Source organism: Parasphingomonas zepuensis (assembly GCF_036663735.1).
GTDB lineage: Bacteria > Pseudomonadota > Alphaproteobacteria > Sphingomonadales > Sphingomonadaceae > Sphingomonas.
Genome location: NZ_JAXOJO010000002.1, coordinates 524,515 through 549,781, shown reverse-complemented (window position 1 = coordinate 549,781; position 25,267 = coordinate 524,515). Strand labels below are relative to the sequence as shown.

General features: G+C 64.8%; 29 protein-coding genes. 13 read left to right on the top strand and 16 right to left on the bottom strand.

All coding sequences use genetic code 11. The annotated features are described in order from the left end of the window. The first annotated feature begins 63 nt into the window (after window positions 1–63). From proB to lptG, 8 genes are all read left to right on the top strand, one after another. Window positions 64–1,176 (top strand): glutamate 5-kinase, encoded by a 1,113-nt coding sequence (gene proB / locus U1769_RS08930; protein ID WP_332715769.1) that lies wholly within the window; start codon window positions 64–66, stop codon window positions 1,174–1,176. Then, window positions 1,173–2,078: an NAD-dependent epimerase/dehydratase family protein gene (locus U1769_RS08925; protein ID WP_332714844.1), complete on the top strand. Its 906-nt coding sequence runs from the start codon at window positions 1,173–1,175 to the stop codon at window positions 2,076–2,078. Before proB ends, U1769_RS08925 begins: the two co-directional genes overlap by 4 nt. A 169-nt stretch (window positions 2,079–2,247) precedes the next feature. Continuing rightward, window positions 2,248–2,550 carry a hypothetical protein gene (locus U1769_RS08920; protein WP_332714842.1) on the top strand — a complete coding sequence of 101 codons (303 nt, stop codon included), beginning with the start codon at window positions 2,248–2,250 and terminating at the stop codon, window positions 2,548–2,550. Window positions 2,551–2,612: 62 nt separating this feature from the next. Further along, a complete protein-coding gene (locus U1769_RS08915; RefSeq protein WP_332714840.1) occupies window positions 2,613–2,855 on the top strand; it encodes an acyl carrier protein in 243 nt (80 codons plus the stop codon). A gap of 4 nt (window positions 2,856–2,859) precedes the next feature. Next, a complete protein-coding gene (gene spt, locus U1769_RS08910) occupies window positions 2,860–4,122 on the top strand; it encodes a serine palmitoyltransferase (protein ID WP_332714839.1) in 1,263 nt (420 codons plus the stop codon). 53 nt (window positions 4,123–4,175) lie between these two features. Then, complete coding sequence (locus U1769_RS08905; RefSeq protein WP_332714838.1) at window positions 4,176–6,119, top strand: ATP-binding protein; 1,944 nt, start codon at window positions 4,176–4,178, stop codon at window positions 6,117–6,119. Between the two features lie 93 nt (window positions 6,120–6,212). Continuing rightward, the gene (gene lptF, locus U1769_RS08900) at window positions 6,213–7,418 is read left to right on the top strand and encodes an LPS export ABC transporter permease LptF (protein WP_332714836.1); all 1,206 of its coding nucleotides are present in this window, start codon (window positions 6,213–6,215) and stop codon (window positions 7,416–7,418) included. Further along, on the top strand, window positions 7,415–8,512 hold the full coding sequence (lptG, locus tag U1769_RS08895) for an LPS export ABC transporter permease LptG (protein WP_332714834.1): 1,098 nt from the start codon (window positions 7,415–7,417) through the stop codon (window positions 8,510–8,512). The genes lptF and lptG overlap by 4 nt, the downstream gene beginning before the upstream one ends. A gap of 1 nt (window position 8,513) precedes the next feature. Here lptG and U1769_RS08890 read toward each other — a convergent pair whose 3' ends face one another. Continuing rightward, complete coding sequence (locus U1769_RS08890; RefSeq protein WP_332714832.1) at window positions 8,514–9,629, bottom strand: fatty acid desaturase family protein; 1,116 nt, start codon at window positions 9,627–9,629, stop codon at window positions 8,514–8,516. 123 nt (window positions 9,630–9,752) lie between these two features. Between U1769_RS08890 and U1769_RS08885 the strand changes: the two genes are divergently transcribed. Beyond that, on the top strand, window positions 9,753–10,907 hold the full coding sequence (locus U1769_RS08885) for a GNAT family protein (protein WP_332714830.1): 1,155 nt from the start codon (window positions 9,753–9,755) through the stop codon (window positions 10,905–10,907). Window positions 10,908–10,933: 26 nt separating this feature from the next. On the opposite strand, the gene U1769_RS08880 is transcribed toward U1769_RS08885, so the two are convergent. The 7 genes from U1769_RS08880 to U1769_RS08850 all read right to left on the bottom strand — a co-directional run bounded on the left by U1769_RS08880 (window position 10,934) and on the right by U1769_RS08850 (window position 17,822). Further along, the gene (locus U1769_RS08880) at window positions 10,934–11,173 is read right to left on the bottom strand and encodes a hypothetical protein (RefSeq protein WP_332714828.1); all 240 of its coding nucleotides are present in this window, start codon (window positions 11,171–11,173) and stop codon (window positions 10,934–10,936) included. A 208-nt stretch (window positions 11,174–11,381) separates the two neighbouring features. After that, window positions 11,382–12,152, bottom strand: coding sequence for an exodeoxyribonuclease III (gene xth / locus U1769_RS08875; RefSeq protein ID WP_332714826.1), 771 nt, complete (start codon window positions 12,150–12,152; stop codon window positions 11,382–11,384). A 2-nt stretch (window positions 12,153–12,154) separates the two neighbouring features. After that, entirely contained in the window at window positions 12,155–12,496 is a 342-nt protein-coding gene (gene erpA, locus U1769_RS08870; protein ID WP_332714825.1) for an iron-sulfur cluster insertion protein ErpA, read from the bottom strand. Between the two features lie 58 nt (window positions 12,497–12,554). Further along, window positions 12,555–13,742, bottom strand: coding sequence for a peptidoglycan DD-metalloendopeptidase family protein (locus tag U1769_RS08865; protein ID WP_332714824.1), 1,188 nt, complete (start codon window positions 13,740–13,742; stop codon window positions 12,555–12,557). Between the two features lie 107 nt (window positions 13,743–13,849). Next, window positions 13,850–14,614 carry a ferritin-like domain-containing protein gene (locus U1769_RS08860; RefSeq protein ID WP_332715767.1) on the bottom strand — a complete coding sequence of 255 codons (765 nt, stop codon included), beginning with the start codon at window positions 14,612–14,614 and terminating at the stop codon, window positions 13,850–13,852. A gap of 35 nt (window positions 14,615–14,649) precedes the next feature. Further along, window positions 14,650–15,123 (bottom strand): peroxiredoxin, encoded by a 474-nt coding sequence (locus U1769_RS08855; protein ID WP_443030307.1) that lies wholly within the window; start codon window positions 15,121–15,123, stop codon window positions 14,650–14,652. Then, a complete protein-coding gene (locus U1769_RS08850) occupies window positions 15,123–17,822 on the bottom strand; it encodes a bifunctional [glutamine synthetase] adenylyltransferase/[glutamine synthetase]-adenylyl-L-tyrosine phosphorylase (RefSeq protein ID WP_332714820.1) in 2,700 nt (899 codons plus the stop codon). Before U1769_RS08850 ends, U1769_RS08855 begins: the two co-directional genes overlap by 1 nt. Window positions 17,823–17,899: 77 nt before the next feature. On the opposite strand from U1769_RS08850, the gene U1769_RS08845 reads away from it, so the two are divergent. Then, window positions 17,900–18,088 carry a hypothetical protein gene (locus U1769_RS08845; protein ID WP_332714818.1) on the top strand — a complete coding sequence of 63 codons (189 nt, stop codon included), beginning with the start codon at window positions 17,900–17,902 and terminating at the stop codon, window positions 18,086–18,088. Here U1769_RS08845 and U1769_RS08840 read toward each other — a convergent pair. The 3 genes from U1769_RS08840 to U1769_RS08830 all read right to left on the bottom strand — a co-directional run bounded on the left by U1769_RS08840 (window position 18,085) and on the right by U1769_RS08830 (window position 19,834). Then, a complete protein-coding gene (locus tag U1769_RS08840) occupies window positions 18,085–18,729 on the bottom strand; it encodes a sigma-70 family RNA polymerase sigma factor (RefSeq protein WP_332714816.1) in 645 nt (214 codons plus the stop codon). The two genes, U1769_RS08845 and U1769_RS08840, sit on opposite strands and share 4 nt — an antisense overlap. Window positions 18,730–18,812: 83 nt before the next feature. Next, window positions 18,813–18,950, bottom strand: coding sequence for a hypothetical protein (locus U1769_RS08835; protein ID WP_332714814.1), 138 nt, complete (start codon window positions 18,948–18,950; stop codon window positions 18,813–18,815). A 77-nt stretch (window positions 18,951–19,027) separates the two neighbouring features. Beyond that, window positions 19,028–19,834, bottom strand: a complete 807-nt coding sequence (locus U1769_RS08830) for a response regulator (RefSeq protein WP_332714812.1) — start codon at window positions 19,832–19,834, stop codon at window positions 19,028–19,030. Between U1769_RS08830 and U1769_RS08825 the strand changes: the two genes are divergently transcribed. From U1769_RS08825 to U1769_RS08815, 3 genes are all read left to right on the top strand, one after another. Continuing rightward, window positions 19,833–20,243, top strand: a complete 411-nt coding sequence (locus U1769_RS08825; RefSeq protein WP_332714810.1) for a hypothetical protein — start codon at window positions 19,833–19,835, stop codon at window positions 20,241–20,243. The two genes, U1769_RS08830 and U1769_RS08825, sit on opposite strands and share 2 nt — an antisense overlap. Before the next feature lie 8 nt (window positions 20,244–20,251). After that, complete coding sequence (locus tag U1769_RS08820; RefSeq protein ID WP_332714808.1) at window positions 20,252–21,835, top strand: sensor histidine kinase; 1,584 nt, start codon at window positions 20,252–20,254, stop codon at window positions 21,833–21,835. Window positions 21,836–22,100: 265 nt separating this feature from the next. Next, window positions 22,101–22,235 carry an entericidin A/B family lipoprotein gene (locus tag U1769_RS08815; protein WP_332714806.1) on the top strand — a complete coding sequence of 45 codons (135 nt, stop codon included), beginning with the start codon at window positions 22,101–22,103 and terminating at the stop codon, window positions 22,233–22,235. A gap of 57 nt (window positions 22,236–22,292) precedes the next feature. Here U1769_RS08815 and tatC read toward each other — a convergent pair whose 3' ends face one another. From tatC to U1769_RS08790, 5 genes are all read right to left on the bottom strand, one after another. Next, the gene (tatC, locus tag U1769_RS08810; RefSeq protein ID WP_332714804.1) at window positions 22,293–23,069 is read right to left on the bottom strand and encodes a twin-arginine translocase subunit TatC; all 777 of its coding nucleotides are present in this window, start codon (window positions 23,067–23,069) and stop codon (window positions 22,293–22,295) included. Continuing rightward, the gene (gene tatB, locus U1769_RS08805; protein ID WP_332714802.1) at window positions 23,066–23,512 is read right to left on the bottom strand and encodes a Sec-independent protein translocase protein TatB; all 447 of its coding nucleotides are present in this window, start codon (window positions 23,510–23,512) and stop codon (window positions 23,066–23,068) included. Before tatB ends, tatC begins: the two co-directional genes overlap by 4 nt. A 117-nt stretch (window positions 23,513–23,629) precedes the next feature. After that, complete coding sequence (locus tag U1769_RS08800; protein ID WP_332714801.1) at window positions 23,630–23,863, bottom strand: twin-arginine translocase TatA/TatE family subunit; 234 nt, start codon at window positions 23,861–23,863, stop codon at window positions 23,630–23,632. Between the two features lie 27 nt (window positions 23,864–23,890). Then, a complete protein-coding gene (gene scpB, locus U1769_RS08795) occupies window positions 23,891–24,493 on the bottom strand; it encodes an SMC-Scp complex subunit ScpB (RefSeq protein ID WP_332714799.1) in 603 nt (200 codons plus the stop codon). Beyond that, window positions 24,490–25,236, bottom strand: a complete 747-nt coding sequence (locus U1769_RS08790) for a segregation and condensation protein A (RefSeq protein ID WP_332714797.1) — start codon at window positions 25,234–25,236, stop codon at window positions 24,490–24,492. Before U1769_RS08790 ends, scpB begins: the two co-directional genes overlap by 4 nt. Window positions 25,237–25,267: the final 31 nt, after the last annotated feature.

Here is a 25,267-nt window from a genome sequence, read left to right as displayed (position 1 = left end):
CGCCCTCTCCCCTCGGGGGAGAGGGAAAACGGGCCAGGCAAAGTCGAGCAAGGGGCAGTGACGATGTTCTCCCCGCGCGCCTGTCCCCGGCTGATCGTCAAGGTCGGCTCGGCCCTGCTCGTCGACCCCGATGGCACCGTGCGGCGCGAATGGCTGACCAGCCTCGTCGCCGATATCGCCGCGCGGACGAAAGCCGGCCAGGAGATAGCGGTCGTCTCCTCCGGCGCGATCGCGCTCGGCGCGCGGCGGCTGAAGCTGCCCAAGGGCGGCCGCGCGAGCCTCGAGGACGCGCAGGCGGCCGCCGCGACCGGCCAGATCGCGCTCAGCCAGGTTTGGGCCGAACTGCTCGGCGCCGAAGGGCTCACCGCCGCGCAGATACTGGTAACACTCGACGATCTCGAGGATCGCCGCCGCTATCTCAACGCCGCCGCGACGCTCAATCGCCTGCTTGCGCTCGGTGTCGTGCCGGTCATCAACGAGAATGACAGCGTGGCGACCGCCGAGATCCGCTTCGGTGACAATGACCGGCTCGCCGCGCGCGTCGGCCAGGCGGCGGGCGCGCAAGGCGTGATCCTGCTATCGGACGTGGACGGCCTGTATGACGCCAATCCGACCACCAACCCGGATGCGACGATGATCGCGCGCGTCGACCGCATCGATGCCCGGATCGAGGCGATGGCCGATGGCGGCTCCGGCTCCGGCATGGGATCGGGCGGCATGGTCTCGAAGATCGCCGCGGCGCGGATCGCCACCGCCGCCGGTGCGCATCTCGCGATCGTCTCCGGCCATGTCCCCCACCCCCTCGCTGCCTTTGCCGATAGCGCCCATGGCACCGTGTTCGTCGCCGAGAAGACCGCGCCGGCGCGCAAGGCATGGCTGGCCGGCGGCCTCACCGCCAAGGGCCAGATTCATATCGATGCCGGCGCGGCGCGCGCTCTGGTCGGTGGCAAGAGCCTGCTTGCCGCCGGCGCGATCCGGGTCGAAGGCAAGTTCCGGCGCGGCGACCTCGTCGCGATCTGCGGGCCGGACGGCAAGCCGCTGGCACGCGGCCTCGCCGAATATGACGCCGCCGACGCCGCGCTGATCACCGGCAAACGCAGCGACGCCCTCGCCGCGATTCTCGGCTATGCGCCGCGCACCGCGATGGTCCACCGGAACCATATGGCGTTGCTGTGACCCTGATCGCCATCACCGGCGGCACCGGATTCGTCGGGAAGACGCTGATCGGGCGCGCCGTCCAGGCCGGCCATGAAGTCCGCGCGCTCGCCCGCCGTTCGCAAGCCGACATTCCCGGCGTGACATGGGTGTCCGGAGCGCTCGATACGCCTGCTGCGCTCGACAGCCTGGTGCGCGGCGCCGATGCCGTGATCCATGTCGCCGGCGTCGTCAATGCGCCCGATCGCGCCAGCTTTGCGGCCGGCAACATCGCCGGAACCCAGGCAATAGTAGATGCCGCAACCGCGGCGGCTGTCCGCCGTTTCGTTCACGTCTCCTCGCTGGCCGCGCGCGAACCGGCATTGTCCGATTATGGCTGGTCGAAAGCGGGCGCCGAACATGTGGTCGAGGCATCCTCGCTCGACTGGACGATCGTCCGGCCGACCGCGATCTACGGCCCCGGCGACATGGAAATGCGCGACATGTTCCGCTTGGCGAAGCGCGGCCTCGCGCTGCTCCCGCCGCCGGGCAGGATCTCGGTGATCGAGGTCGGCGATTTCGCCCGCCTCCTGCTCGTGCTGGCAGCGACCGATCCCGGCCGCGTGATCCTCGAGGCCGATGATGGAGTCGAAGGCGGCTGGACTCACGATGCGTTTGCCCGCGCGATCGGCGCCGCGGTCGGCCAGCGCGTGCTGCCCCTCGCCTTGCCGAAAGGCTTGCTGTCGCTGGCGGCGAAGGGCGACCGGCTGGTGCGCGGGTCGAAGGCCAAGCTGACGGCGGACCGTGTCGGCTATCTTTCGCATCCCGACTGGACGGTCGATCCCGCGCGCCGGCCCGATCCCGCGCTATGGCAGGCGGAAGTGCCGACGGCAAAGGGCCTGGTCGCGACCGCCGCCTGGTATCGCACGAACGGCCTGCTCTAGATCGGGAACTCCCTGAGCCTGGATTCGCGCGAAGGCTGAGCGGTCAGGACAATGGCCGCCCAGCATGGCGGGGCCAGGCGATGTTCTTCCGCCGCGCATCAGGGTGGTCAGAATCGTTCATGACCGCCGATCGATTCAATCCTGCACGTCTTCGCGCCAGCATCCCGCCATGCTCAGCCCGACCCCAGTCGCCGTGACGCCGCTCGATTTCCCGGTCGCGGAATACGCACTCGCCCGCTCGGGAACGGAATTTTTCTGTTGTTCGATAACAGGGAATTTTCAAATAAACGCCTGTTATTCGACGATTATTTATGAAGAATCGGCTGAGAATCCGCTCAAAAAGAACGAAAATTCCCTGTTATTTTCTCTTAACAGGGAAAATCGGCCACCTTCCGCTCAGCGGCATTCGATCCACTCCGCTACCAAACTCAATGTGACCATGCGGTGGCATCGCGGTCACGGGGTGCTATAGGATCGTCAGAAAGCCGCCGCATTTCCTTGGCAGGTCTCAGCTCCAATCTTCGAGGATTCATCTTGACCGACCGCGCACAAGTTTTCGACACCGTCACCGGCCTGATCGAACCGTTCAACAAGAAAGGCGTCGCGCTCTCCGATGCGACCACCTTCCAGGGCGATCTGGAATGGGACAGCCTGACGGTGATGGATTTCGTCGCGGCGATCGAAGACGAATTCGAGATCATCATCACGATGAACATGCAGGCCGAGATCGAGACGGTCGGGCAGCTCGTCGACGCGGTGATGAAGCTGAAAGCCTGAACCGATGACTGATTCCGCCCAGACCGCCGATGCCCTGCCGATCGACCCGCCGGTGATTGCGCCGGAGCGCGACCTGTTCAGCAAGTTCGATCCGCTGATCGCCGAGCGCCAGGCATTGCTCGACACCGGCGTGCGTGATCCCTTCGCGATCGTGATGGACGAGGTGAAGTCGCCGACCGTCGCGGTGATCAAGGGCAAGGAGACGATCCTGCTCGGCACCTATAATTATATGGGCATGACGTTCGATCCCGACGTCATCCAGGCCGGCAAGGACGCGCTCGACCGATATGGCTCCGGCACCAATGGCAGCCGCGTGTTCAACGGCACTTTCCACGGCCATGCCGACGTCGAGGCGGCGCTGCGCGAATTCTACGGCACGACCGGGGCGATCGTCTTCTCGACGGGCTATCAGGCCAATCTCGGCATGATCTCCGCGCTGGCCGGCAAGGGCGAGTACATCATCCTCGACGCCGACAGCCATGCGTCGATCTATGACGGCTGCGCGATGGGCAATGCCGAAGTGGTGCGCTTCCGCCACAATTCGGTCGACGATCTCGACAAGCGGCTCGGGCGCCTGCCGCCGGAGCCGGGCAAGCTCGTCGTCCTCGAAGGCGTCTATTCGATGATGGGCGACGTCGCACCGCTCAAGGAAATGGTCGCGGTCGCGAAGAAGCACGGCGCCATGGTGCTGGTCGACGAAGCCCACTCGATGGGCTTTTTCGGGCCGCATGGCCGCGGCGTCTATGAGGACCAGGGGCTCGAGGATCAGGTCGATTTCGTCGTCGGCACCTTCTCAAAATCCGTCGGCACGGTTGGCGGCTTCTGCGTCTCGAACCACCCCAAGTTCGAGATCATGCGCTTCGTCTCGCGCCCCTATATCTTCACTGCGTCGCTGCCGCCTTCGGTGGTCGCGACCGCAGCAACCTCGATCCGCAAACTGATGCATGCGCACAACAAGCGCGCGCATCTGTGGGAGAACAGCAAGCGCCTGCACGGCGGGCTGACCGAAATGGGCTTCACCCTCGGCACCAAGACGCCGGAATCGGCGATCGTCGCGGTCATGCTGGAAGATCAGACCCAGGCTGTCGCGATGTGGCAGGCGCTGCTCGAGGGCGGCCTCTATGTGAACATGGCGCGCCCGCCCGCCACGCCGGCGGGGACCTATCTGCTCCGCTGCTCGGTCTGCGCCGAACACAGCGCCGAGCAGATCGAGACGATCATCGAGATGTTCCGGACGGCGGGACAGGCCACAGGCGCGATCCGCTGAACCGCGACGCGCCGGCTTTTCACGAGTCGCGCTTGCGGGTAGAAACGCCGCCAATGAGCGGAATCGAAGGCGAGGCCGTGGCTCCGCGGGAGCCTGGAGGCGCCTGGCACACCATCATGCTGGTCATGATGGCGTTGCTGGGTGCGCTGGTGCTCGTCGCTCTGATCCTGACGCTGGACAGTGCGAACCGCCAGCGCGACCGCGCACTCGGGCTGCAGCGGCACAGCTATGAGGTGATGATCCTCGCCCGCACCTTGTCTGGCACCATCGCCGGATCCGAAGCATCGCTTGGGCGCTACGTCATCAGCGGCGACAAGCTGCTCGGCCGCCGCTTTACCGACGAGTGGCGGATAGCGGGACAGCAGATCAACCGCCTCGATCGCGTGACCGGAGACAATCGGACGCAGCAGCAGCTAACCGACGCGCTGCGCCAGGCCTATGCTGTGCGCGGCCGGGAATTGGCGCTGATCGCGCTCAGCACCAACTACCGCAAGAACGATCAGGCCCTGGCGCGCTATTACCAGGCCCGTGATGCCGCCTCGCTGGGCCAGATCCATCGCCTCCTCGATCAGATCATCACCAGCGAACGCGATCTGCTCGATCAGCGCACGGGCGACGCGATGCGGTCGGTCGCGCAGTCGAGCCGGGCGGCGCGCGTACTCGGCGGTTTCGGTATCCTGCTCGTGCTCGGCACCATAGCCCTGGGCTGGCTGACGGTGCGGGCACTCGGCGAACGCGCCGCGGCCAATGCCGCCGCGGAATCGGAGCGGTTGCGTGCCGAGGATCTCGAAATCGCCGTCGCCCACGCCACGGCCGAACTGGTGGATAAGGAAGCGCGGCTCCGCCAGGTTCAGAAGATGGAAGCGATCGGTCAGCTTACGGGCGGGATCGCCCATGATTTCAACAATATGCTTTCTGTCGTTCTTGGTGGGCTGGAACTGGCACGCCGCAACATCGCCGATCGGGTGCAGGTCGCGCGCCATATCGACAACGCTACTGAAGGTGCCACGCGCGCCGCCGCGCTGACGCGCCGCCTTCTCGCCTTCTCGCGCGAGGAAGCGCTCAAGCTGGAACCGATCGAGCCCGGTGCACTGGTCGCCGGCATGTCCGACCTGCTCGATCGCACACTGGGCGACGGAGTCACGGTCGTCGCGCGCGACGCCGCTTCCGGGTGGCAAGTCCGCGCCGACCGGTACCAGCTGGAAAATGTCTTGCTCAACCTCGCAGTTAATGCGCGCGATGCGATGGACGGTCGCGGTCGTCTGACGATCGCCACCGGCGGTGCGGCCTTGGCTGAGCACGCAGTCGGCGGCTGCCCGGCCGGCGACTATGTGACGATCGCGGTAACCGACACCGGCTGCGGCATGACGCCAGAGGTGATCGAGCGCGTATTCGAGCCCTTCTTCACCACCAAGCCTGTTGGCAAGGGCACCGGCCTTGGCCTCAGCCAGATTTTTGCCTTTGTACGGCAGGCCGATGGCGAAATCCGCATCGATTCGACACCCGGCAAAGGCACCACGGTTACCCTCTATCTGCCGCGCGACGGCGAGATCAACGAACTGGCCGTTCCGGAAGAAGAGCTGGCGGCACCCGCGATCGCCGCGGCGCTGGACATCCTGGTCGTCGAGGACGATCCGCGCGTGCTCGCCGCTACGATGGGTGCGCTGAGGGAATTGGGTCATCGCCCGATCCCCTGCGAGAATCCGCTAACCGCGCGCGCGACGCTTGATCGGGCGCCCGGCATCGATCTGATCATGTCCGACGTGCTGATGCCGCAGCAGACCGGGCCAGAGATGATCGCTGCGCTGGCCGACAGCCATGGCCACCTCGCGGTATTGTTCGTGACCGGCTATGCCGGCGAGGCCGGCGGCGAGAGCGAATTCGGCGGATATCATGTGCTGCGCAAGCCCTTCACCATCGCCGCGCTCGAACGCGCCATTGCTTCAGCCATCGCCATGGCGCGCACGCGCCAGCCCACCAGCATCGCCGCGGAGTGATTTGGTAGCTGACGTTGCCCTCCGCCCCCGATATAGCCGCCCGACCGGGCATCTTGATCCTGCCCAATCGCAAAGGCCGCAGCCGCTAGCTCCATGAAATCAATCGACCGCTACATGGCCCGGCTGATCGCGGTGCCGCTGTTTTCGACCCTCATCATCTCCGCGATGCTGCTGGTGCTCGATCGCATGCTGAAACTGTTCGATTTCGTCGCGACCGAGGGCGGCCCGGTCGCCGTCGTCTGGAAGATGCTGGCCAATCTGCTGCCCGAATATCTCGGGCTCGGCATTCCGATCGGCTTGATGCTCGGCATCCTGCTGGCCTTCCGCAAGCTCGCCACCACCTCGGAGCTCGACGTGCTCCGCGCGGTGGGAATGAGCTACACAAGGCTGCTGCGCGTGCCGTTCATGTACGCGATCGGCCTTGCGATAGTGAACCTTGCGATTGTCGGCTTCGTCCAGCCCGACGCACGCTACGCTTACGAAAAGCTGCGCTTCGAGTTGCGCACCGGCGCCCTGGGCGCTTCGATCAAGGTCGGCGAGTTCACGCATTTCGGCGACAAGATGACGATCCGGATCGAGCAGAGCCGGGAACAGGGCCGCAGGCTTTCCGGCATCTTCGTCCATATGGTCGACAAGAAGGGCGGCGACTATGCGGTCACGGCAGACCACGGCCAGTTCCTCGCGACCGACAATCCCGACGAGATCGTGTTCCGGCTGACCAACGGCACGCTGGTGCGCAACGAACCCGGTGTGCCGACGCCGCGTGTGCTCACCTTCAGCCTGCACGACCTGCCGATCGCGCTCCCGAAATACGAGAATTTCCGTCAGCGTGGCGGCCGAAACCTCGAGCTGACCCTGCCGGAACTGGCGCGAATCGGCGGCAACCACAACACGCCAGAAGAATTGCGCGACACCAGCCGTTCCGCCTTCCACTTCCGGGTGGTGGAAGTGGCGACGATGCTGCTGCTCCCGCTACTCGCGCTATCGCTCGGCGTACCGCCCAAGCGCTCGACCTCGGCGCTCGGTGTGTTCCTCTCGATCGTGATGCTCGTCACCTATCACAAGGTGAACCAATATGCGGAGGCGGTGGGCGGCCTCGGCAAGATCGATCCGTTGATCGCGCTATGGGTGCCCTTCGCCCTTTTTGCGGGGCTGATCCTCTGGATGTATTACACGATCGCCTATGTCCCAGGCGGCCAGCCGATCGGCGCGCTCGAACGCGTGTTCGCCAAGGCCGGCAAGCTGTTCGCCCGCTGGTTGCCCGGTGCCCGCCCTAAGGAAGATGAGGCGACAACATGATCGCGCTGCAGCTTTTCCCGTCGCGCACCGTATCGCTCTACATGGGCCGGATGTTCCTGATCCGCACCTTCGCGATCCTCGCGGCGCTCGTCCTTGTACTGCAGGCGCTCGATCTGCTGGGCGAATCCGGCAGGATCCTGGCGCAGCCCGGCAATGGCGATGCCGAGATCTGGCGCTATGTCAGCCTGCGCACGCCGGAGATCATCGCGCGCTTCCTGCCTTTCTCGGTGCTGCTCGGCACGATCATCACCCTGACGACGCTGAACCAGAACAGCGAGATCGTTGCGCTCAAGGCGTCGGGTCTTTCCGCCCACCAGGTGCTGGCGCCGCTGCTGCTCGCCAGCCTCGGCGTCGCGGTGATTTCCTTCACCTTCAACGATCGCATCGTGGCGCGCGCGACGGCGACTCTCGATCGCTGGCAGGATGCCGATTATGCCCCGGTCAAGATCGATCGCGGCGACCGGTCGAACGTATGGGTGCGTGACGGCGACGATCTCATCCAGGCCGGCCAGATCCGCGGGCGCGGTGACGCTGCGACCCTCGGCAACATCACTCTGTTCGATCGCCGCGGCGGCAACCTTGCCGGAATCATCAGCGCCCCACGCGGCAAGCGGGAGGGCGACGGATGGCGGATCGGCCCGGCAAAGCGCTTCGACGTGGCGAGCGGCAAGGTGACGGAATTGGGTTCGGTTGTCGTCGCCAAGGGCGTGCGGCCTGACCAGTTCACGCTCTCATCGGTCGATCCGGATGGATTGTCCTTCGGCACGCTTCAGTCGGCGATCGCCGATCTGTCCGATGCGGGGCGGCCGACCAAGGCGCTGGAAGGCTCCCTGTGGCACAAGCTGTCCGGGCCGTTGTCCTCGGTGCTGATGCCGCTGCTGGGCGCGGTCGCCGCTTTCGGACTGGCACGATCGGGCAAGTTGTTCGTCCGCGCGGTGATCGGGATGATGCTCGGCTTCACCTATTTCGTGGCCGACAATTTCGCGCTGGCGATGGGCAATCTGGGCGCTTACCCGCCCTTCCTCGCCGCATGGGCGCCGTTCCTGCTGTTCCTGCTGATTGGCGAAGCCGTGCTGATCCGCACCGAGGAGTGAATCAGCTCGGACGCGCACCCATCGTGCTGCGGACGAGCCGGCTGACCAGACCCGGCAGCCCGGGATAGCTCCCCTTGTGATAGGGTGACTGGGCGTCGAGCGCTGCCGACAGGCGCCGATGCGCTTCGCCAAGCGCGTGATAGGGCACACCGGGCAGAAGGTGATGGAGCGCATGATAGCGCAGGCCCACCGGGGCCCACAGCGCCGGCAGCAGTGCGGGCGGCGGCACGTTGACGCTGTCGAGATATTGCGCCGTGACGGTCATCGCCTCCCCTTCATTCTCCCACAGATGCGCGACCAGCGTGCGCACCTGGTTGAGGATGGCGACTCCCGAGACGACCGCCAGGAAGATCGCGAACGCGCGCAGAGGCACCACGCCGGTCGCGACCAGCGTCAGCAATGCGATCGCCCACAGGCTCGTCGCTGCCTCCAGCCGGCGCCACTGAGTCCGGAACGCGCCTTCTGGCGCACGGCGGCGAAAGGCCGGATTGATCGCCAGGCCCGAATAGCGTGCGTCGAGCCAGCTCCGCATCGCGGGGAACACGACCGATAATGGCGCCAGGACCGCGAACCGCACCAGCAGCGCGACGGGCGCAAGCAGCGACGCGACGACGAACAGCGGCAGAGTCCAGAATTTCATCAGCGCCAGCGGCAGATATTCGGGATCCTCCGCCGTGCCATAGCGGGTGCGCGCATGGTGCAGGTTATGCACCCCCTCATACATGAAGGACGGCACCATCAGCGGGATGCCCACGACCGCGTTCCAGCCTAGGCGGAAGCCGGGCACCGCCGCGTGTTTGATATGGGTAAGCTCGTGGATGAAACTCCCGGCACGGTACAGCGCCAGGATCGCCACCACGCCGGCCACGATCGCCAGGCCGGTCGGAGCGAGCAGGATCGCGGCGGCCAGCGCGGCATAGCCGATCGCGACCGAAGCGAGCATGTCGGCCCAGTAGATTGCCGGCCGCGGCGCATTGAGATCCCGCGTCAGATCGGCCGCGGTGCGTAGCATCGCCTTGTCGTCGGCGATGCGCTCAGCGCTTGCCCGCAGGGCGGAGGTCGGGGTCGTCGCAGTCGCGCGACCATCAAAGGCTAGCGTGTTCATGGCGTCAGGCATTGCCAATAGATAGTGGCTATATGGTGGCATAACAGGGTCGGCCCCGTGCCGCACGCGCCTGACGCTTGACAGGTCGGAGCGGAGGACGGAGGGGCGCGTTGCGTTATAGAGAGGCTCATCGTCTTGGCTCATCCGCTTTCCATCCGTCCGATCAGCAGCAAGGCCGATCGCAAGAAGTTCGTCGACCTGCCCTTCCGGCTCTTCAAGGACGATCCCAACTGGGTGCCGCCGCTGAAGGGCGAAGCGCTTGGGCTGATCACCCCGGAGAAGAATGGCTGGTTCAGCCATGCCGAGGCGCAACTGTTCCTCGCCGAGCGCGACGGGCGTGTGGTCGGGCGGATTTCGGCCCATATCGATACGCTTGCGCTCACCATGCCGTCCGAACAGGGCTTTGGTCCGGGCTGCGGGCAGTTCGGCCTGTTCGACGCTGAAGACGCCGACACGGCGAAGGCGCTGATCGATACCGCCGAGGAATGGCTCCGCGGCAAGGGCATGACCCGCGTGCTCGGGCCGATCAGCATGTCGATCTGGGAAGATCCGGGCCTGCTAGTCCAGGGCTATGATCATCCGCCGACGGTCATGATGGGCCATGCCAAGCCGGAATACCGCGAATGGATCGAAGCGGCAGGCTATACCCACGCCAAGACGCTCTACACCTATGAACTCGACATCACGCAGGAATTCCCGCCGATCGTGAAGCGGATCATCCAGTCGGGGGAGCGCAACCCGCGCATCAATATCCGCGAAGTGGACAAATCGAAGTTCGACGAGGAAGCCGCGATCATCCTACACATCCTCAACGATGCCTGGTCGGACAATTGGGGCTTCGTCCCGCTGACGCCGCCGGAGATCGCCGATGTCGGGGTCAAGTTGAAGCCGATCGTGTTCAACGATCTGATCCGCATCGCCGAGCTCGACGGCAAACCGGTCGCCTTCATGATCACGCTGCCTGACCTCAACGAGGCGATAAAGCCGCTCAACGGCAAGCTGCTGCCATTCGGCTGGGCCAAGCTGCTGCTATGGCTACACAAGCCCCAGGTACGGACGATGCGCGTCCCGCTGATGGGCGTACTGAAGGAGCTTCAGGCCTCGCGCCTGGCGAGCCAGCTGGCCTTCATGATGATCGAATATATTCGCCGCGCGGCGGTCACGAAATACGGCTCGACGCGCGGCGAGATCGGCTGGATCCTCGATGATAACCAGGGGATGCGCTCGATCGCCGAAACGATCGAGAGCAAGGTCAACAAGACGTACGAGGTCTACCAGAAGACACTGTGATCGGGTCCGGCCAGGGCCGGAAACACTTACTTCTTCGTCGGGTCCTGTCCGCGATTGAGCCACTCCTCGCGCGTGAGGCAGGTCTTTTTACGGGCATGCGAGCCGGTCGGCGTTTCGATGATGCAATATTTGGTCTTGGCCTCCACCGGTGCCGGCGCGGGGGCGCCCGTCGTCGGAGCGCTGGTCGAATCCGATGCGGTCGCCACAATCGGGGTGGCGGCGGCCAACATGGCGCCTGCGACGGTGAACAAAAGGGACTTGGTCATGGAATATCTCCGCTACAACGGATCAACACTGGTTGCTCCGCAAGCGTACTACTGCATTACCCATGCCAAACACTGATATCGTATTATTTCAATAGCTTACAGGAATCACCCTTAGGTCAGCGTCCGTTTTGGTGACCGATTTCGGGCGTTTCACACCAACTGTTGGGAAGCGTCGCGCCGGTGTCGGCCAGGCTCCGCGCGCCTGGCGTCAGCGTAGCCGAATCCAGGTCGGGGCGTGGTCGCTGGCCTTTTCGCGACCGCGATATTCCTTGTCGACGCCGGCGTCGGCGAGCCGGTCGGCAGCCAGCGGGCTGAGGAGCAGGTGATCGATGCGGAATCCCGCGTCGCGCTGCCATGCACCAGCCTGATAATCCCAGAAGGTCCATACGCCGCCCTTGGGATGCCGCGTCCGTAGCGCATCGGTCCAGCCTTGCGCTGCCAGCCCGCGATAGCCCGCGCGGCTCTCCGGCTGCATCAGCGCGTCATTGGCCATGGCACGAACGGAGAAGGTGTCATCGTCATTGGGGATGACGTTATAGTCTCCCGCCAGAACGACGGGGCGCTCCTCGGCAAGCAGCGCGCGCGCCCTATCCGCGAGGCGATCGATCCATTTCAGCTTATAGTCGAATTTCGGCCCGGGCTGCGGATTGCCATTTGGCAGGTAGATCGACGCGATCACCACGCCATCGACCTCGGCCTCCAGATAGCGGCTATGCTCGTCATCCGGATCCCCGGCGAGCCCGCGATGCCGCTCTACCGGATCGGTCCCCTTGGCGAGCACGGCAACGCCGTTGAAACCCTTCTGACCATGCCACACGGCGCCATAGCCTGCAGCCCGAATCTCGGCCTCTGGAAAGGTCTCGTCGCTCGATTTGAGTTCCTGCAGACACACCACATCGGGCGCCTGTTCTGCGAGATACTCCAGCAGGCGCGGCAGGCGCGCCTTGATGCCGTTGACGTTGTACGTGACGATCCGCAACGTCAGACCGAGAAGCTCGAACCGCAGCCACAGCCGGATGCCGCGTTGGGATTGGTCACCTTGAACGCCGCGCCGCCGAGGTCCTCGACATAATCGACAGCGGAGCCGCGCACGAGATCGAGGCTGATGGAATCCACGACCAGCTTCACGCCGTGATTCTCGGCGACGGCATCATCTGCCTCGATCGAATCGGCGAAGCCGAATTTATACTGGAACCCCGAGCAGCCGCCGCCGTCGACGGAAAGGCGCAGGATGGCGGGCTTGCCTTGCTTGCCCGCAATCGCCGCCACGCGCGCGGCGGCGGAATCGGTGAGCGCAATCTCTGAAGCTGTAACGGTGGCCATTACGGGCAGATAGGCGTTCCCGGGATCATCGGCAACCGATGCCCGGTCGTTCCACCGATCAGTCCGCCGGGCCGCCAACCGAGGCCGGCGTCGTCTTCAGCGCACGATCCTGGACGGCGAGCAGATAATCCGCCGTCTGGAGGAAGGGGATCGGGTTCACGGCATGGCCGTCGATCCGGACTTCGTAATGAAGATGCGGGCCGGTCGAGCGTCCGGTCGACCCCATCAGCGCGATCAGCTGGCCGCGGCGTACCCGGGTATAGGGAGCGACAAGAATCTTGGAGAGGTGGCCGTAGCGGGTCTGGATGCCCTTGCCGTGGTTGATCTCGACCAGATTGCCGTACCCACCCGAGCGCTCGGCACGATCGATGATGCCGTCAGCCGTGGCATAGATAGGAGTGCCCGTCGGGCCCGGAATGTCGACGCCGGCGTGCATCGCAGCGGTGCCGCGGAACGGATCGGCGCGAACGCCGTAATTGCTGGTGAAGGCGAGACGCTCCACCGGTTGGGCAGACGGGATCGCGATCACACCCTGCTCGAGCGAATCGAGCTTCTTCCAGGTCATGAACAGCGAACGGAACTGCATGTCAGCGCGAAGATCGGCTTCAGCCTCGACGCTGTCGGCTGCCTCGAACGGCCCGCCCATCGCCGGCATCCGTGCCGCAAAACGTTCTGGCGTGATGCCCAGGCGGCGGACATGCGCCACGGTCATCGCATAACGCTGCTCTGCTGCCTGGCGCACCTTGACCGCCATGGCGATCTGACGCTGCTCGACCTTCTTGAGCGGGGCAAGCACCTCGGCGGCGATCTGGTCTGCATGGCTGTTGACCGACGGCGCGGTCAGCGCCAGCGCGCCCGGATCGCCCTTGCCCGACATCACGGCGGAAATCAGCGCCTGGCGCTGCTCGACGCGAGTGGCATGGGCCTTGGCGGCTTGCTTGATGGTTTCGACATCGGCCTGCATCGCCGCGACCTTCGCCTGCATCTGCGCGACCTTGGCTTCCGGCGAGAGCGGCGCATCGACGATGCCGCTCAGCGCGACCGCGCCGACCGCTGCCTGCGCAACGCCATAAGCTGAAAAGCACAGGGTGATCCCGGCAACGCCGGCCATGAGCGCCTGGGTGCGCCCCCCGACGCTGAAGCGGCGCAGATCGCGACCGTCGTGAAAGATGAAATCGCGGGTGGTGAAATGCGTTTTAAGCTGCGCAACAAATTGCGCGCTCGACGCGATGGAAATTTTGCTCATCAATCCCCGGCGACCGTTATGCGATTGCCGGAAACCCAGCGCCCGCCCCTAATTGTCCTGGCCGCAGCCCCTCCACGCCCTGGACATGTCGCAATTGACCTAGTTTTTCAGAAGGGGGCAAGCGCGCTGTAATATTCTCGCGTCAAACCGGCTGAGTCGCGCGCCGAGTCGTTGAACGGCGGCTTAATGGGACCCCGGAAGTAGCGCGAGACCAGCGACCGCCAATGTGATTCGGGTATTAGCTCCTTGCCGGCACACGCAAATTCGAACCATTTCGTCCCGGCCCGGACGTGCCGGATTTCGTCGGTGTAGATGCGTTGCAGGATACGCGCGCTCGCCTCGTCCGGTGCCGCCCGGAACCGCACGATCGTCTCCGGCGTCACGTCCAGTCCGCGCGCTTCGAGCACCATCGGCACCACCGCGAGACGCGCAAGCGGATCATGCGCCGTCGCCTGCGCCGCTTCCCACAGGCCGTCATGCGCGGGCATCGCGCCATAATGGCTGCCGAGCCCGCGCAGGCGCCGGTCGAGCAGCGCGAAATGCATCGCCTCGTCTGCGCCGACGGCAATCCAGTCATCGGTAAAGGCGCGCGGGAAGCCCACCCCGAAGCGCCCGGCCATATCAAAGGCCAGATCGATCGCGATGAACTCGATATGCGCCAGCGCATGCAGCAGCGCGATTCGCCCGCGTTCCGACCCGCCTTTGCCGCGTCGCGGCATCTGACTGGGCAACAGCAGTTCGGGCCGTGGCGGCCGCGCCGGGCGATCGGGCATGGCGAGATCGAAATCATAGGCCAGTTCGCCGCGTCGCCAAGCCCGCGCAACCGATCGGGCGGCGCGCACCTTCCCCGCCGGATCGGAGGTCTCCAGCACTTCCCGCACAGCAGCCGCGATGGTGCGATATCCGGTCAGCTGAGGTCCTTCAGGGCTTCTAGTACATCGTTTGCGTGGCCCGGAACCCGCACCTTGCGCCACGCCCGCACCAGCGTTCCGCGCGGGTCGAACAGCCAGGTCGAACGGTCGATCCCCATATAGGTCTTGCCGTACAGCGACTTCTCCACCCACACGCCGAACGCCTCCATCGCGAGGTCTTTGTCGTCCGTCGCGAGCGGCACGGTCAGGTCGTATTTTTCGATGAATCTGCGGTGCTTGGCCGGGGCATCGCGCGAGACGCCGAGCACCTCGGCGCCCAGCGCCTTGAACTCGTCATAAAGCCGGCTGAAATCCTGCGCTTCGCGGGTGCAGCCGGTCGTATCGTCCTTTGGATAGAAATAAAGGACCAGCGGCTTCCCGACATAATCGCGCAGATTGATCGTGCTGCCGTCCGGCGTCGTCAGAGCGACGTCCGGAAGTGTCCCGCCCTCTTCGATCGGCTTCGCCATCATCCGTCTCCCACACTCTGTCTCGGCTGTTCGGCCACGCTGGCCCAGAAATCGGCCACCTCCTGCCGGGTCGCCGCGAACGACGCAACCACCGCATCCCAGTCAGCGACATCGAGCGCGCGGGCGATGAGGGCGCGCGTAGCCGGCGCCGGCGGCTGGGCATCGGGTGCTACCAATCGCAACGTCACCAGGAGGCGCGTGAGGAAATCATGCGCGGCGGCGATTGCGGGCGGTGCCAGCCCCGCGACCACCAGTTCCCGGATCGCCGCGCCCAGATGCGGATGGAAGCCCGCATGCCGGGTCAGCTGCACGACATGCACCGCGAACTCCAGGTCGACCAGCCCACCGGGCGACAGCTTTGCGTCAAGCGGCCCCGTCGGTGGTTTGTGCCTGGCCATGTCGGCACGCATGCCGGTCGCATCGGCCACGATATCGCGGGCAGGCCGGTCGCCCGACAGAACTGCGTCGATTACGCCCTGCGTTGCGGTGCGTGCGCCCGGCGATCCGTAAACAGGCCGAGCCCGCGTCAGCGCCATATGCTCCCAGGTCCAGGCATCCTCGCGCTGGTAGCGCGCGAAGCCATCGAGCGAGACGACGAGCGGCCCTTGCGTGCCCGAGGGGCGAAGCCGGGTATCGATGTCGTAAAGCGGCCCAGAGGCCGTCGGCGCTGACAGCGCACCGCTGACACGCTGAGCGAGACGATTGTAATAAAGCACTGCACCCAATGGCTTTTCGCCATCGGACTCACCCATATAATCCCCGGTGAACAGATAGACAAGGTCAAGGTCCGAGGCGTGGGTAAGGGCGCCGCCTCCCATCCGGCCCAGCGCCAGGATGACGAGTTCGCTGTCCGCCACCGTCCCGTGCTTCACGGTGAATTCAGCGACCGTCGCCTCGGCCAGCACGACGATCGCGGCTTCAGCCACGCGGGCATAGCCGGCCGACACGTCGAGCGGATCGCTGACACCCGCGACGATCTGGGTGCCCAGCGCGAAGCGCTTTTCGCCGACGACGCGGCGGACATGATCTAGCCGGGCCTGATAGTCCCCCGCCTCCCCGCGCATCTCGTCGGCAATCGCATCGACCGAGCCGACCGGGTCGAGCGCGCTCGCATCGATCAGACCGTCGAACAATTCGGGTCGCCGCCCGAGCGCCTCGGCAAGCGTTGGCGTATGGCTGAGGATCGCGCCCAGCAACCGCGACAGCGCCGGCCGCGCTTCCAGCAGGCGGAAGAAATTGATTGCACTCGACAGCTTCGCCAGCATGGCATCGAGGCGGAGGATCGCGCCCTGCGGGTCCGGTGCATTCCCCAATGCCTCGATCAGGCCCGGCAGCACCGCCTCCAGCGCCTCGCGCGCGGCCGGGCTGCGCAATGCCGGATACGTACCGGCACGCCATTGTTCGATCCGCCGCGCAGCCGCCGGCGGATCGGCGAAGCCGGTCTCCGCCAGTTGCACCTCGAGTTGGGCCGCATCCTGTGACAATGCCCCCTCATCCTCCGGATCGAGCGCATCATAGGCGCGCGCCGTCGATAGGACGTGGGGACGCAGCAGATCGAGCAGCACCGCGCCATCGGCTACCCCATGTAGCCGCGCCAGGCCGTCAAGCGCCGGACCAGTCGGCAGATGATGCGTCTGGCGATCGTCGATCATCTGCACGCGGTGCTCGATCGTCCGGAACAGCGTGTAGGCTTCCGTCATGGCGTCGGCCTCGGCAGGCGCAATCCACCCTGACTCGGCCAGCCGGGCGAGCGCGTCGCGGGTGGCCGGCACCCGCACCGAGGGATCGCGCCCACCATGGATCAGCTGGTGGATCTGGGCGAAGAACTCAATCTCGCGAATGCCGCCGCGCCCGCGCTTCAGATCGAAGCCGGGACCGAACGCCTGGCCCCGCGAATGATGGTCGCGAATCCGGCGGGAAATGCCCCTGATCTCGCCGATCGCGCCGAAATCGAGCGCTCGGCGCCAGATGAATGGCCGAATCGTCTCCAGGAACCGCCCGCCCAGCGCCAGATCGCCCGCCGCCGCCCTGCCCCGAATGAACGCGGCGCGTTCCCATGGCAGCGCCAGCGATTCATAATAGGAGATTGCCGCATCCATCGGCAGTACGATCGGCGTCACTTCGGGCGACGGGCGCAGCCTCAGGTCGACGCGGAGCACATAACCGTCACCGTCGCGCGCCTGCAGGATCTCCACCACGCGGCGCCCGATTCGCACCGCCGCCTCGTCGGGCTCCTCGCGCGGGCGGCACGGCAGAGTCGCTGGATCGAACAGCAGGATCGGGTCGATATCCGACGAATAGTTCAGCTCGTGACTGCCCTGCTTGCCGAGCGCGATCGCGGCGAAGCCGAGCGGCTCAGCTCCCGGCGTGCGCTCGGCAATCGCCGCGACGATCGCTGTGTGGAGCGCACGGTCGGCAAATCCCGACAGAGCAGCGGTTACCGCAGTCAGGTCATAGGCTCCGGCCAGATCGCCCACCGCGACGAGCAGCGCCAGACGCCGCCGCTCGAGTCGCAAGCGCCGCATCACCGGCATGGCCGGATCGTCGATCGTCACTGTCGAGAGTGGTGGAAGCACGCCCTGATCGAGCTGCGCGGCGACTGCCGGCTCGCGATCGAGCAACAGCGTCAGGAAGGGCGATTCCGCCCTCGCACGGCGCACCGCATCTTCGACAAATTCGCCAGGCAAAGGATCAGCCATGCAACAACCGGGTATAATCCCGGCAATTAACACGGTTTTGCAAGCAACGAATTGACTCGCTCGTTCGTTCTTGATTCATGTCGATCAATATCGCCCCCTCCAAGGACACATCCCATAAAGGATATGTCGTTGTTGCGCCGCAAGCGAGCGACGTGATCAGTGCTGCCTTGCAGGCTGCATTCGGGCGTGAGGACGCGGCACCGGCCGAGTTCGGCGTATTGCTACGCCAGATCGATCTCGCCGAGAGCGAGAGCGGCCGCTGCTAGCGGCGCTCCCGGCTCAGGTCCTCGACCTCTCCCATGATCGTATCGAGCGCCGTCATGCCAGGTTCGTTGCTGTGGGTGCGGCGCGACGGCAGCGAATTGTCATTCATGATGGTTTCCAGCGCGACACGGCCACGCGCTACCCGGCTCTTGATCGTACCGACTGCAACACCACAGATTTCCGCCGCTTCTTCATAAGCGAAGCCACCCGCCCCCACTAGGATGAGGGCTTCCCGCTGGGGCTGCGGCAAGTGGAGCAGCGCCCGTTGCATGTCGCCCAACTCCACATGCCGGTCTTGGCTGGCTGGCGCAGCCAGCAGGCGATCGGCAACGAGATCGTCCCACTCGCCCTTGAAGCGCGCGCGGCGCATCTGTGAGAGATAGAGATTGCGGAGGATGATGAACGTCCAGGCCCGCATATTGGTACCAGCCTGAAAGCGTAGGCGCGCGGCCCACGCCTTCATCAGCGTCTCCTGCACCAGATCGTCGGCAAGATCGCGGCTGCCCGAAAGCGAGCGACCAAAAGCGCGCAGATGCGGGATCACCTGGGCCAGCTGAGCCTTGAATTCGGTATCGGACAGAGCGACGTGCTCCACCGCTTCGGCCGGCGTTTCTTCATCATCATGCTCGATGGCGTCGGTCATCAACATCCGTTTCGTGTTCAGGTTAGCGGATATGGGGTGGAGCCGGGCGGATCACCACCCGGCTTTGTTCAGCTACCTGAGAATCAGCGGTACAGCAGGAAAGCGAAGATCACGATCACCAGGACCAGCGATATTCCAAGGATATAGCGGGTCATGTGTGGCGTCGCGCCTGCACGTGCCTGTTCACCAGAAAGGTGAGTCTCTTCGTGTGGATCAGCCATGGTCGTACAACCCCCGAAAGTTGTTTTGGGTCCGTATCAGTTGGAACTCAACTTCCGGGGGGCAGGCAAAGTTCCCGTCAGATCGTGGGAACAGTGGCGGAATCGAAGAACAATGCCTGGCTGATCGCGGCCTTCACGGTCGAGCGCTGGAACGGCTTTGTGATCAGGAAGGTCGGCTCCGGTCGTTCACCGGTCAGCAGCCGCTCCGGGAAGGCAGTGATGAAAATGACCGGGACCTGGAACTCGGCCAGGATGTCCTTCACCGCGTCGATCCCGGAGCTGTCGTCGGCAAGCTGGATGTCGGCGAGCACGAGGCCCGGGCGATCCTCCATCGCGAGCGCAACGGCCTCGTCGCGCGTCACGGCGACTCCAGTCACGTCATGGCCAAGGTCGCGCACGATCGTCTCGATATCCATCGCGATGATCGGCTCGTCCTCGATGATCAGCACGCGCGCGCGCGTCTGCTTCTCGATTTCGGCCAGCGCCTCGTTGACCAGTGCGTCGACCTCGCTTGGCTCGACCTCGATCAGATACGCCGCGTCTTCGGGTGTGAAACCTTCCATCGCGGTGAGCAGCAGCGCCTGGCGCGACAATGGCGTCATCCGTGCGAGGCGGGCACGCGCGATCGATTCCTGATTGGCAACCGAATCGGCGCCCGAATTTTCGGGCGTCTCATCATAGTTGGTCGATGCCCAGATCGCCTGGAACATACGGTACAGGCCAAGCCGCGGATCGACGTCGCGCGGGAATTCAGTCGGCGCCGCGACGATCGCTTCGAGCGTGGCGCGGACATAACGGTCGCCATGCGACTGGCTGCCGGTCAACGCACGGCCATAGCGGCGAAGGAAAGGAAGGTGGGGGGCAAGCTGCTGTCCAAGCGACATGGCTGACGGGGTCTCCTCCAAGAAAAAGCGAGGGTCCTTGTGGAAGCAGCCCCCCGCCTTTGCAACGCGTTTCCGGAACCCGAGCGTGTGTGCCGGGCTTTTTCGCGTAGGGCATGGAACAATCGACGCGATCTTTAGTTTCATGCATTCGTCGTGGATTGTATGTACGACGTGCCTTGCCGTTTTCCTCGGCTGGGATTCTCGATCATGCCCGGCTAACACCGGATGCTCAGGGGGGACGATTTTGCGTTCGGGCGACGAGTCTTCAAAAAAACCGCGGGCCACAAAGGCGGCCAAGGTCCACAGCAAGGACCGTGATATGGGGGCCGCGCTGCGTACCGTGTATCAAAAGACGGTGGACGAAGCGATTCCGCCCGAAATGCTCGACCTTCTGGGCAAGCTCGACTGAGCACATCCATGGCGGATTCAACTGCCGAGCCCGTGGCCACGGCAGGGCACCCCAGCCTCGTCGCGCGTATCCCGACCGGTGCCAAGATCTTCCTGATCCTGAGCGCGGCATTGCTGCCGCTCGCGATCATCGCCTTTTTCGCGTCACTCAAAACCACCCAGACCGCCGATGAGAGCGCCCGTGCCCAGCTGCGCGTGGCGTCTGCTGAAAGTGCCCGCAAGCTCGCGATCGAGCTGGTCGGCGACATGACCGCGCTTCGCGTCGCGCTCAACGCGCTGAATACGGACCAGGGCGACGCGCCGAGCTGCGCTCGGGCGCAGGGCATATTCGCGCAGCAATCGGCCAGCGGCACCCGCTTCGTCATCCGCGATGGCCGCGGGCGCGCGCTGTGCGGTGCCGACTTCCCACCAGACCTTGTACCTTCGGCGACCGAAGCCGATCCGATCGCGGCGCGGGTCACGCCGGGCCGGGGCCTCGGACTGGCGATCGCAGGCGGCAGCGGCGCCACTGCGGCCGTTTTTTTCCCCGCAGCGTTTCTTGCCGAAACGAGCAAGCCGAGCGATTTCGCGCCGCCATATGAGGCCACCCTGCTGGTGGACGGTAACGCTCTCACCTTGATGCGGCTCCCCGCCCGCGGCGCCCTCGAACGTCGCGAAACACGGCGGACGGCGCTGGGCATCGGCGGTTTGACGCTCCAGATGAGCGTCCGCAGCGCGCCAATCACCTCGCCCCTGATCATCGCTATGCTGCTACCGATCCTGATGTGGGCGGCCGCCGCCGGGATCGGCTGGTTCGTGGTCGATCGGTTGCTGATCAGGCCGCTGCGCCGGTTGCGCACCAGTGTCGCCGCCTATGTTCCGGGCGAGGAGATCGATCCAGCCGAGGTCCGATCGCTTCCTGCTCAGGAGATCCGCGAGCTTGGCGATACCTTCCGCATGATCAGCCGGACGGTCGCGGCGCACGAAGCCGGCCTGGCGGAAGGGCTATTGCGGCAGACGCGGCTGACGCGCGAAGTCCATCATCGGGTCAAGAACAACCTTCAGGTGATTTCCAGCCTGATCAATTTCCACGCCCGGGGCGCCCGCAGCAAGGAAGCCACGGCTGCCTATTCCTCGATCCAGCGTCGTGTCGATGCGCTCGCGGTGGTCCATCGCAACCATTTCGCCGAACTGGAGGAGAATCGCGGGCTGTCGCTACGCTCGGTCATCGGCGAGTTTGCGTCGAATATCCGGGCGACGGCACCGGAGGGATCGACTCAGCTCGGCATCGCGATCGATATCGACCCCTTCCTGGTCAGCCAGGATGTGGCAGTCGCAGTTGCCTTCCTGATCACCGAGATCGTTGAGCTGGCGATGACGTTCAATCCCGCCGCGCAGATCCGCATCTCGGTGAAGCCGGACGCTACGGAGGGCCGGGCATTGCTTCGGGTCAACTCCCCTGCCCTGGTCGATGGCGATGCCCTGCGCGAAGTGGTCGAGGAACGGTATGGCCGAGTGATGGAAGGCCTTTCCCGCCAGCTTCGATCACGCCTGCATCACGACCCCTTGGTCGGTGCCTATGAAATCTCGATTGCGGTCACCGGACGCGACTGAATCAAGCGATTCAAAAGAATCGAAAAAAATTTTGAAATCGTTGGAACCGGCTTTCAGGAGTGACGTTGTTAGCTTCGGATAGTGAATTTATGCCCCCCCGCTCTCGCTATCCAAGACATGGGCCCGGAAGCGTCAACCCTCCCCCCCCGGTGGCGCTACCGGGCCCAAATTCTTTCAGCCCAGCAGTATCGCGCCGTTTCCATCACGGAACGAACGCGCCTGCCATTCATTGAACCAAGGGCAAAAGCCTTTCAGGAGATAGTCGATGCGTAAGCTTGTTGGACTCGCCCTCGTAGCTGGAGCGCTGATGATCAGCGCGTGCAATACCGTCGAAGGTGTTGGCAAGGATGTGTCCTCGGCCGGCAGCACCGTCGCCAAGACGGCTGACGACGCGAAATAAGCGCCCGACCTTCGGGCACGAAAAAGGCCCCCTCCATGTGGAGGGGGCCTTTTTTTATCAGGCGCTTTCTGGTTCGGCCGGCGTCTTCGCGCGTCTGCGCTCGGTAAACCAGATGCCGATCAGGGCGAGCTCGTAAAGAAGACACAGTGGGATGGCGAGCAGCAGCTGCGAGCCGATGTCGGGCGGAGTCAGCACCGCCGCGATCGCGAAGGCGCCGACAATGGCATAGCGACGCGCGCTGATCAGCTGCTTGCGGGTCACGATCCCGGCTCGCTCGAGGAGCATCAGGACGACGGGCAGCAGGAACGACACGCCGAACGCGAACAGGAACTGCATGACGAACGACAAATAGTTCGCCACCGACGGCAGCGCTTCCTGCTGGATGCCGCCCAGATCACCCTGGTACGATAGCAGGAAGTGCAGCGCCATCGGCACCGCGATGTAATAGGCCATGGCCGCGCCGCCGATGAACAGCACCGGCGTGGCCAACAGGAAGGGGAGCAGCGCCTTCTTTTCCTGGCGGTACAGGCCCGGCGCCACGAATTGCCACAGCTGGTTGGCGATCACCGGGAACGACAGCATCATCGCGGCAAAGAACGCGACCTTCACCTGGACAAAGAATGCCTCGAAAATCTGAGTGTAGATGATCTTGCTCTGGCCGGCTGCGACCAGCGGGTGCACCAGGAAAGCGAAGATCGGGCGCGCGAAATAAAAGGCGATGAAAAAGCTCAGAACGATCGCGGCGACGCAATAGAGCAGGCGCCGCCTCAGCTCGATCAGGTGATCGAGCAGCGGCGCCCGGCTGGCTTCCAGATCGTCGACCGGCGCGTTCATGACGCGGCCTCGTCAGATGCGGGATCAGCCGCGGTCACCTTTGCCCGCGGCTTGCGCGGCGCGCGGGGCTTGGTCGCCACGACCGGCGGCTCGACCATCACCGGAGGAGCATCCTCGTGATCGACAGGCGCTGGCGCCACGGCGTCCACGCTCCCCTCTCCCTGCGGCTCGACAAGCGGCGCCATCGGCAGCACCTGCTGCGGGGTGGGCGGATGCTCACGCATGATCCGCTCATTCTCCTCCGCCCACTTCTTTTCCATTTCCTGCAGTTCGGCCTCACGCATCATCGAATCGAAGCCTGAGCGGAACTGGCGCGCCACGCCACGCGCACGCGACACCCAATAGCCGACGAAACGCATCGCCTTGGGCAAATCCTTCGGGCCGATGACGAGCAGCGCCACCATCCCGACGAGCAGCAATTCGGTGGGCGCGATATCGAACATGCGAAAACTCTATGGAGCGGTCAAAACGGGAAACGGCCGGCCGGCGCGCTCGCGATCGCGCCAGCCGCCCTCAATCGTCATGCCGGGCCCGTCCCGGCATGACGCCTCTCGAAACGCTCAGCGCTCCTCGCGGAGCTTCTCGGACTCGACTTCGATCACGGGTTCGGTGACCTTCTTGGTCTCGATCCGGCTTGGCTCGCGCACGGCCTCGTCTTCCTCGGCCATACCCTTCTTGAACTGCTTGATGCCCTTGGCGACATCACCCATCATGTTCGAGAAGCGCCCGCCCCCCAGCACGAGGATCGCGATCACGCCGAACACCAGCCAATGCATCAGGCTGAAACTACCCATCACCATTCTCCTAGGACAGGCCTCTATCTAGGCTTCCTCGTCGGGGTTTTCTACCTCGACGTTGTCCTCATCGGCATCGCCGGCATGTTCGAGCGCCAGATCGATCGGATCGAGCAGCCCGGCCGCCTTGAGATCGTCGATTCCGGGCAGGTCACGCCTGCTGGCGAGCCCGAAATGCGCGAGGAATTCCGGCGTCGTCGCATACAACAGCGGCCGTCCCGGCACTTCGCGGCGGCCTGCGGGCCGAATCCAGCCCGCCTCCATCAGCACATCGAGCGTGCCCTTCGATATCTGCACGCCCCGAATCGCTTCGATCTCGGCGCGAGTCGCCGGCTCGTGATAGGCGATGATCGCGAGCGTCTCGATGCCCGCCCGGCTGAGCTTGCGCGGTTCCTCGCGGTCGCGGCGGAGCAAATGCGCCATGTCGCCCGCCGTCTGGAAATGCCAGCGATCGCCACGCCGCACCAGTTCGATCCCGCGGCCTGCATAGTCGGCCTGGATCTCGTCCAGGACGACACGGATATTGTCCGCATTGCCCAAATGCGCGCGCATGGCATCCACCGTCATCGGCTCGGTCGCCGCGAAGAGCACGGCCTCGACGGCGCGGGTGAGATCGTCGGCCGTCCTCACCGCTGCGCCTCGAGCGCCGGGGCCTTGAGATAGAGCGGCGCGAACGGCGATTTCTGGCGAAGCTCGACCCTGCCCTGCCGCGCCAGTTCGAGCGCCGCGACGAAACTGGAGGCGAGCGCTGACTTGCGGAAGATGCCGGCAGCCGATTCGGGGAGGAACGTCTCGATCACGCTCCACTCTATCCGTTCCCCGATCAGGCGGGATACCCGTTCGAGCGCTGCCTCGAGCGTCATCACCGGCCGGTTCGCGACGATGTGCATCACCGGGCGGGTGCGCGCGTTGATCTGGCCATAAGCGGCGATCAGGTCATAGATCTCGGCCTGCCACACCGCCTTGCGCACCGTTCGCAGCCCCTCAGGAGCCCCGCGCGGGAACACGTCGCGACCAAGACGATCCCGCACGAACAGGCGCGCACCGGCCTCGCGCATCGCATTCAACCGCTCGAGCCGAAGCTGGAGGCGGAGCGCGAGTTCCTCCGGACTGGGCTGCTCCTCCGGATCGCGCGGCAGCAGCAGCGCGGATTTGAGATAGGCGAGCCAGGCCGCCATCACGAGATAATCGGCCGCCAGCTCCAGCTTGATCGCCTTCGCCTCCTCGACGAAGCGCAGATACTGGTCGACCAGCGCGAGGATCGAAATCTCGCGCAGATCGACCTTCTGGTTGCGCGCCAGCGCCAGCAGGAGATCAAGCGGACCCTCCCAGCCATCGAGATCTAGCGTCAGGGTTTCGGGTTCGGCCTCCATAAGCTGGTTCTGACGGTAGGCCGGCCCCAAC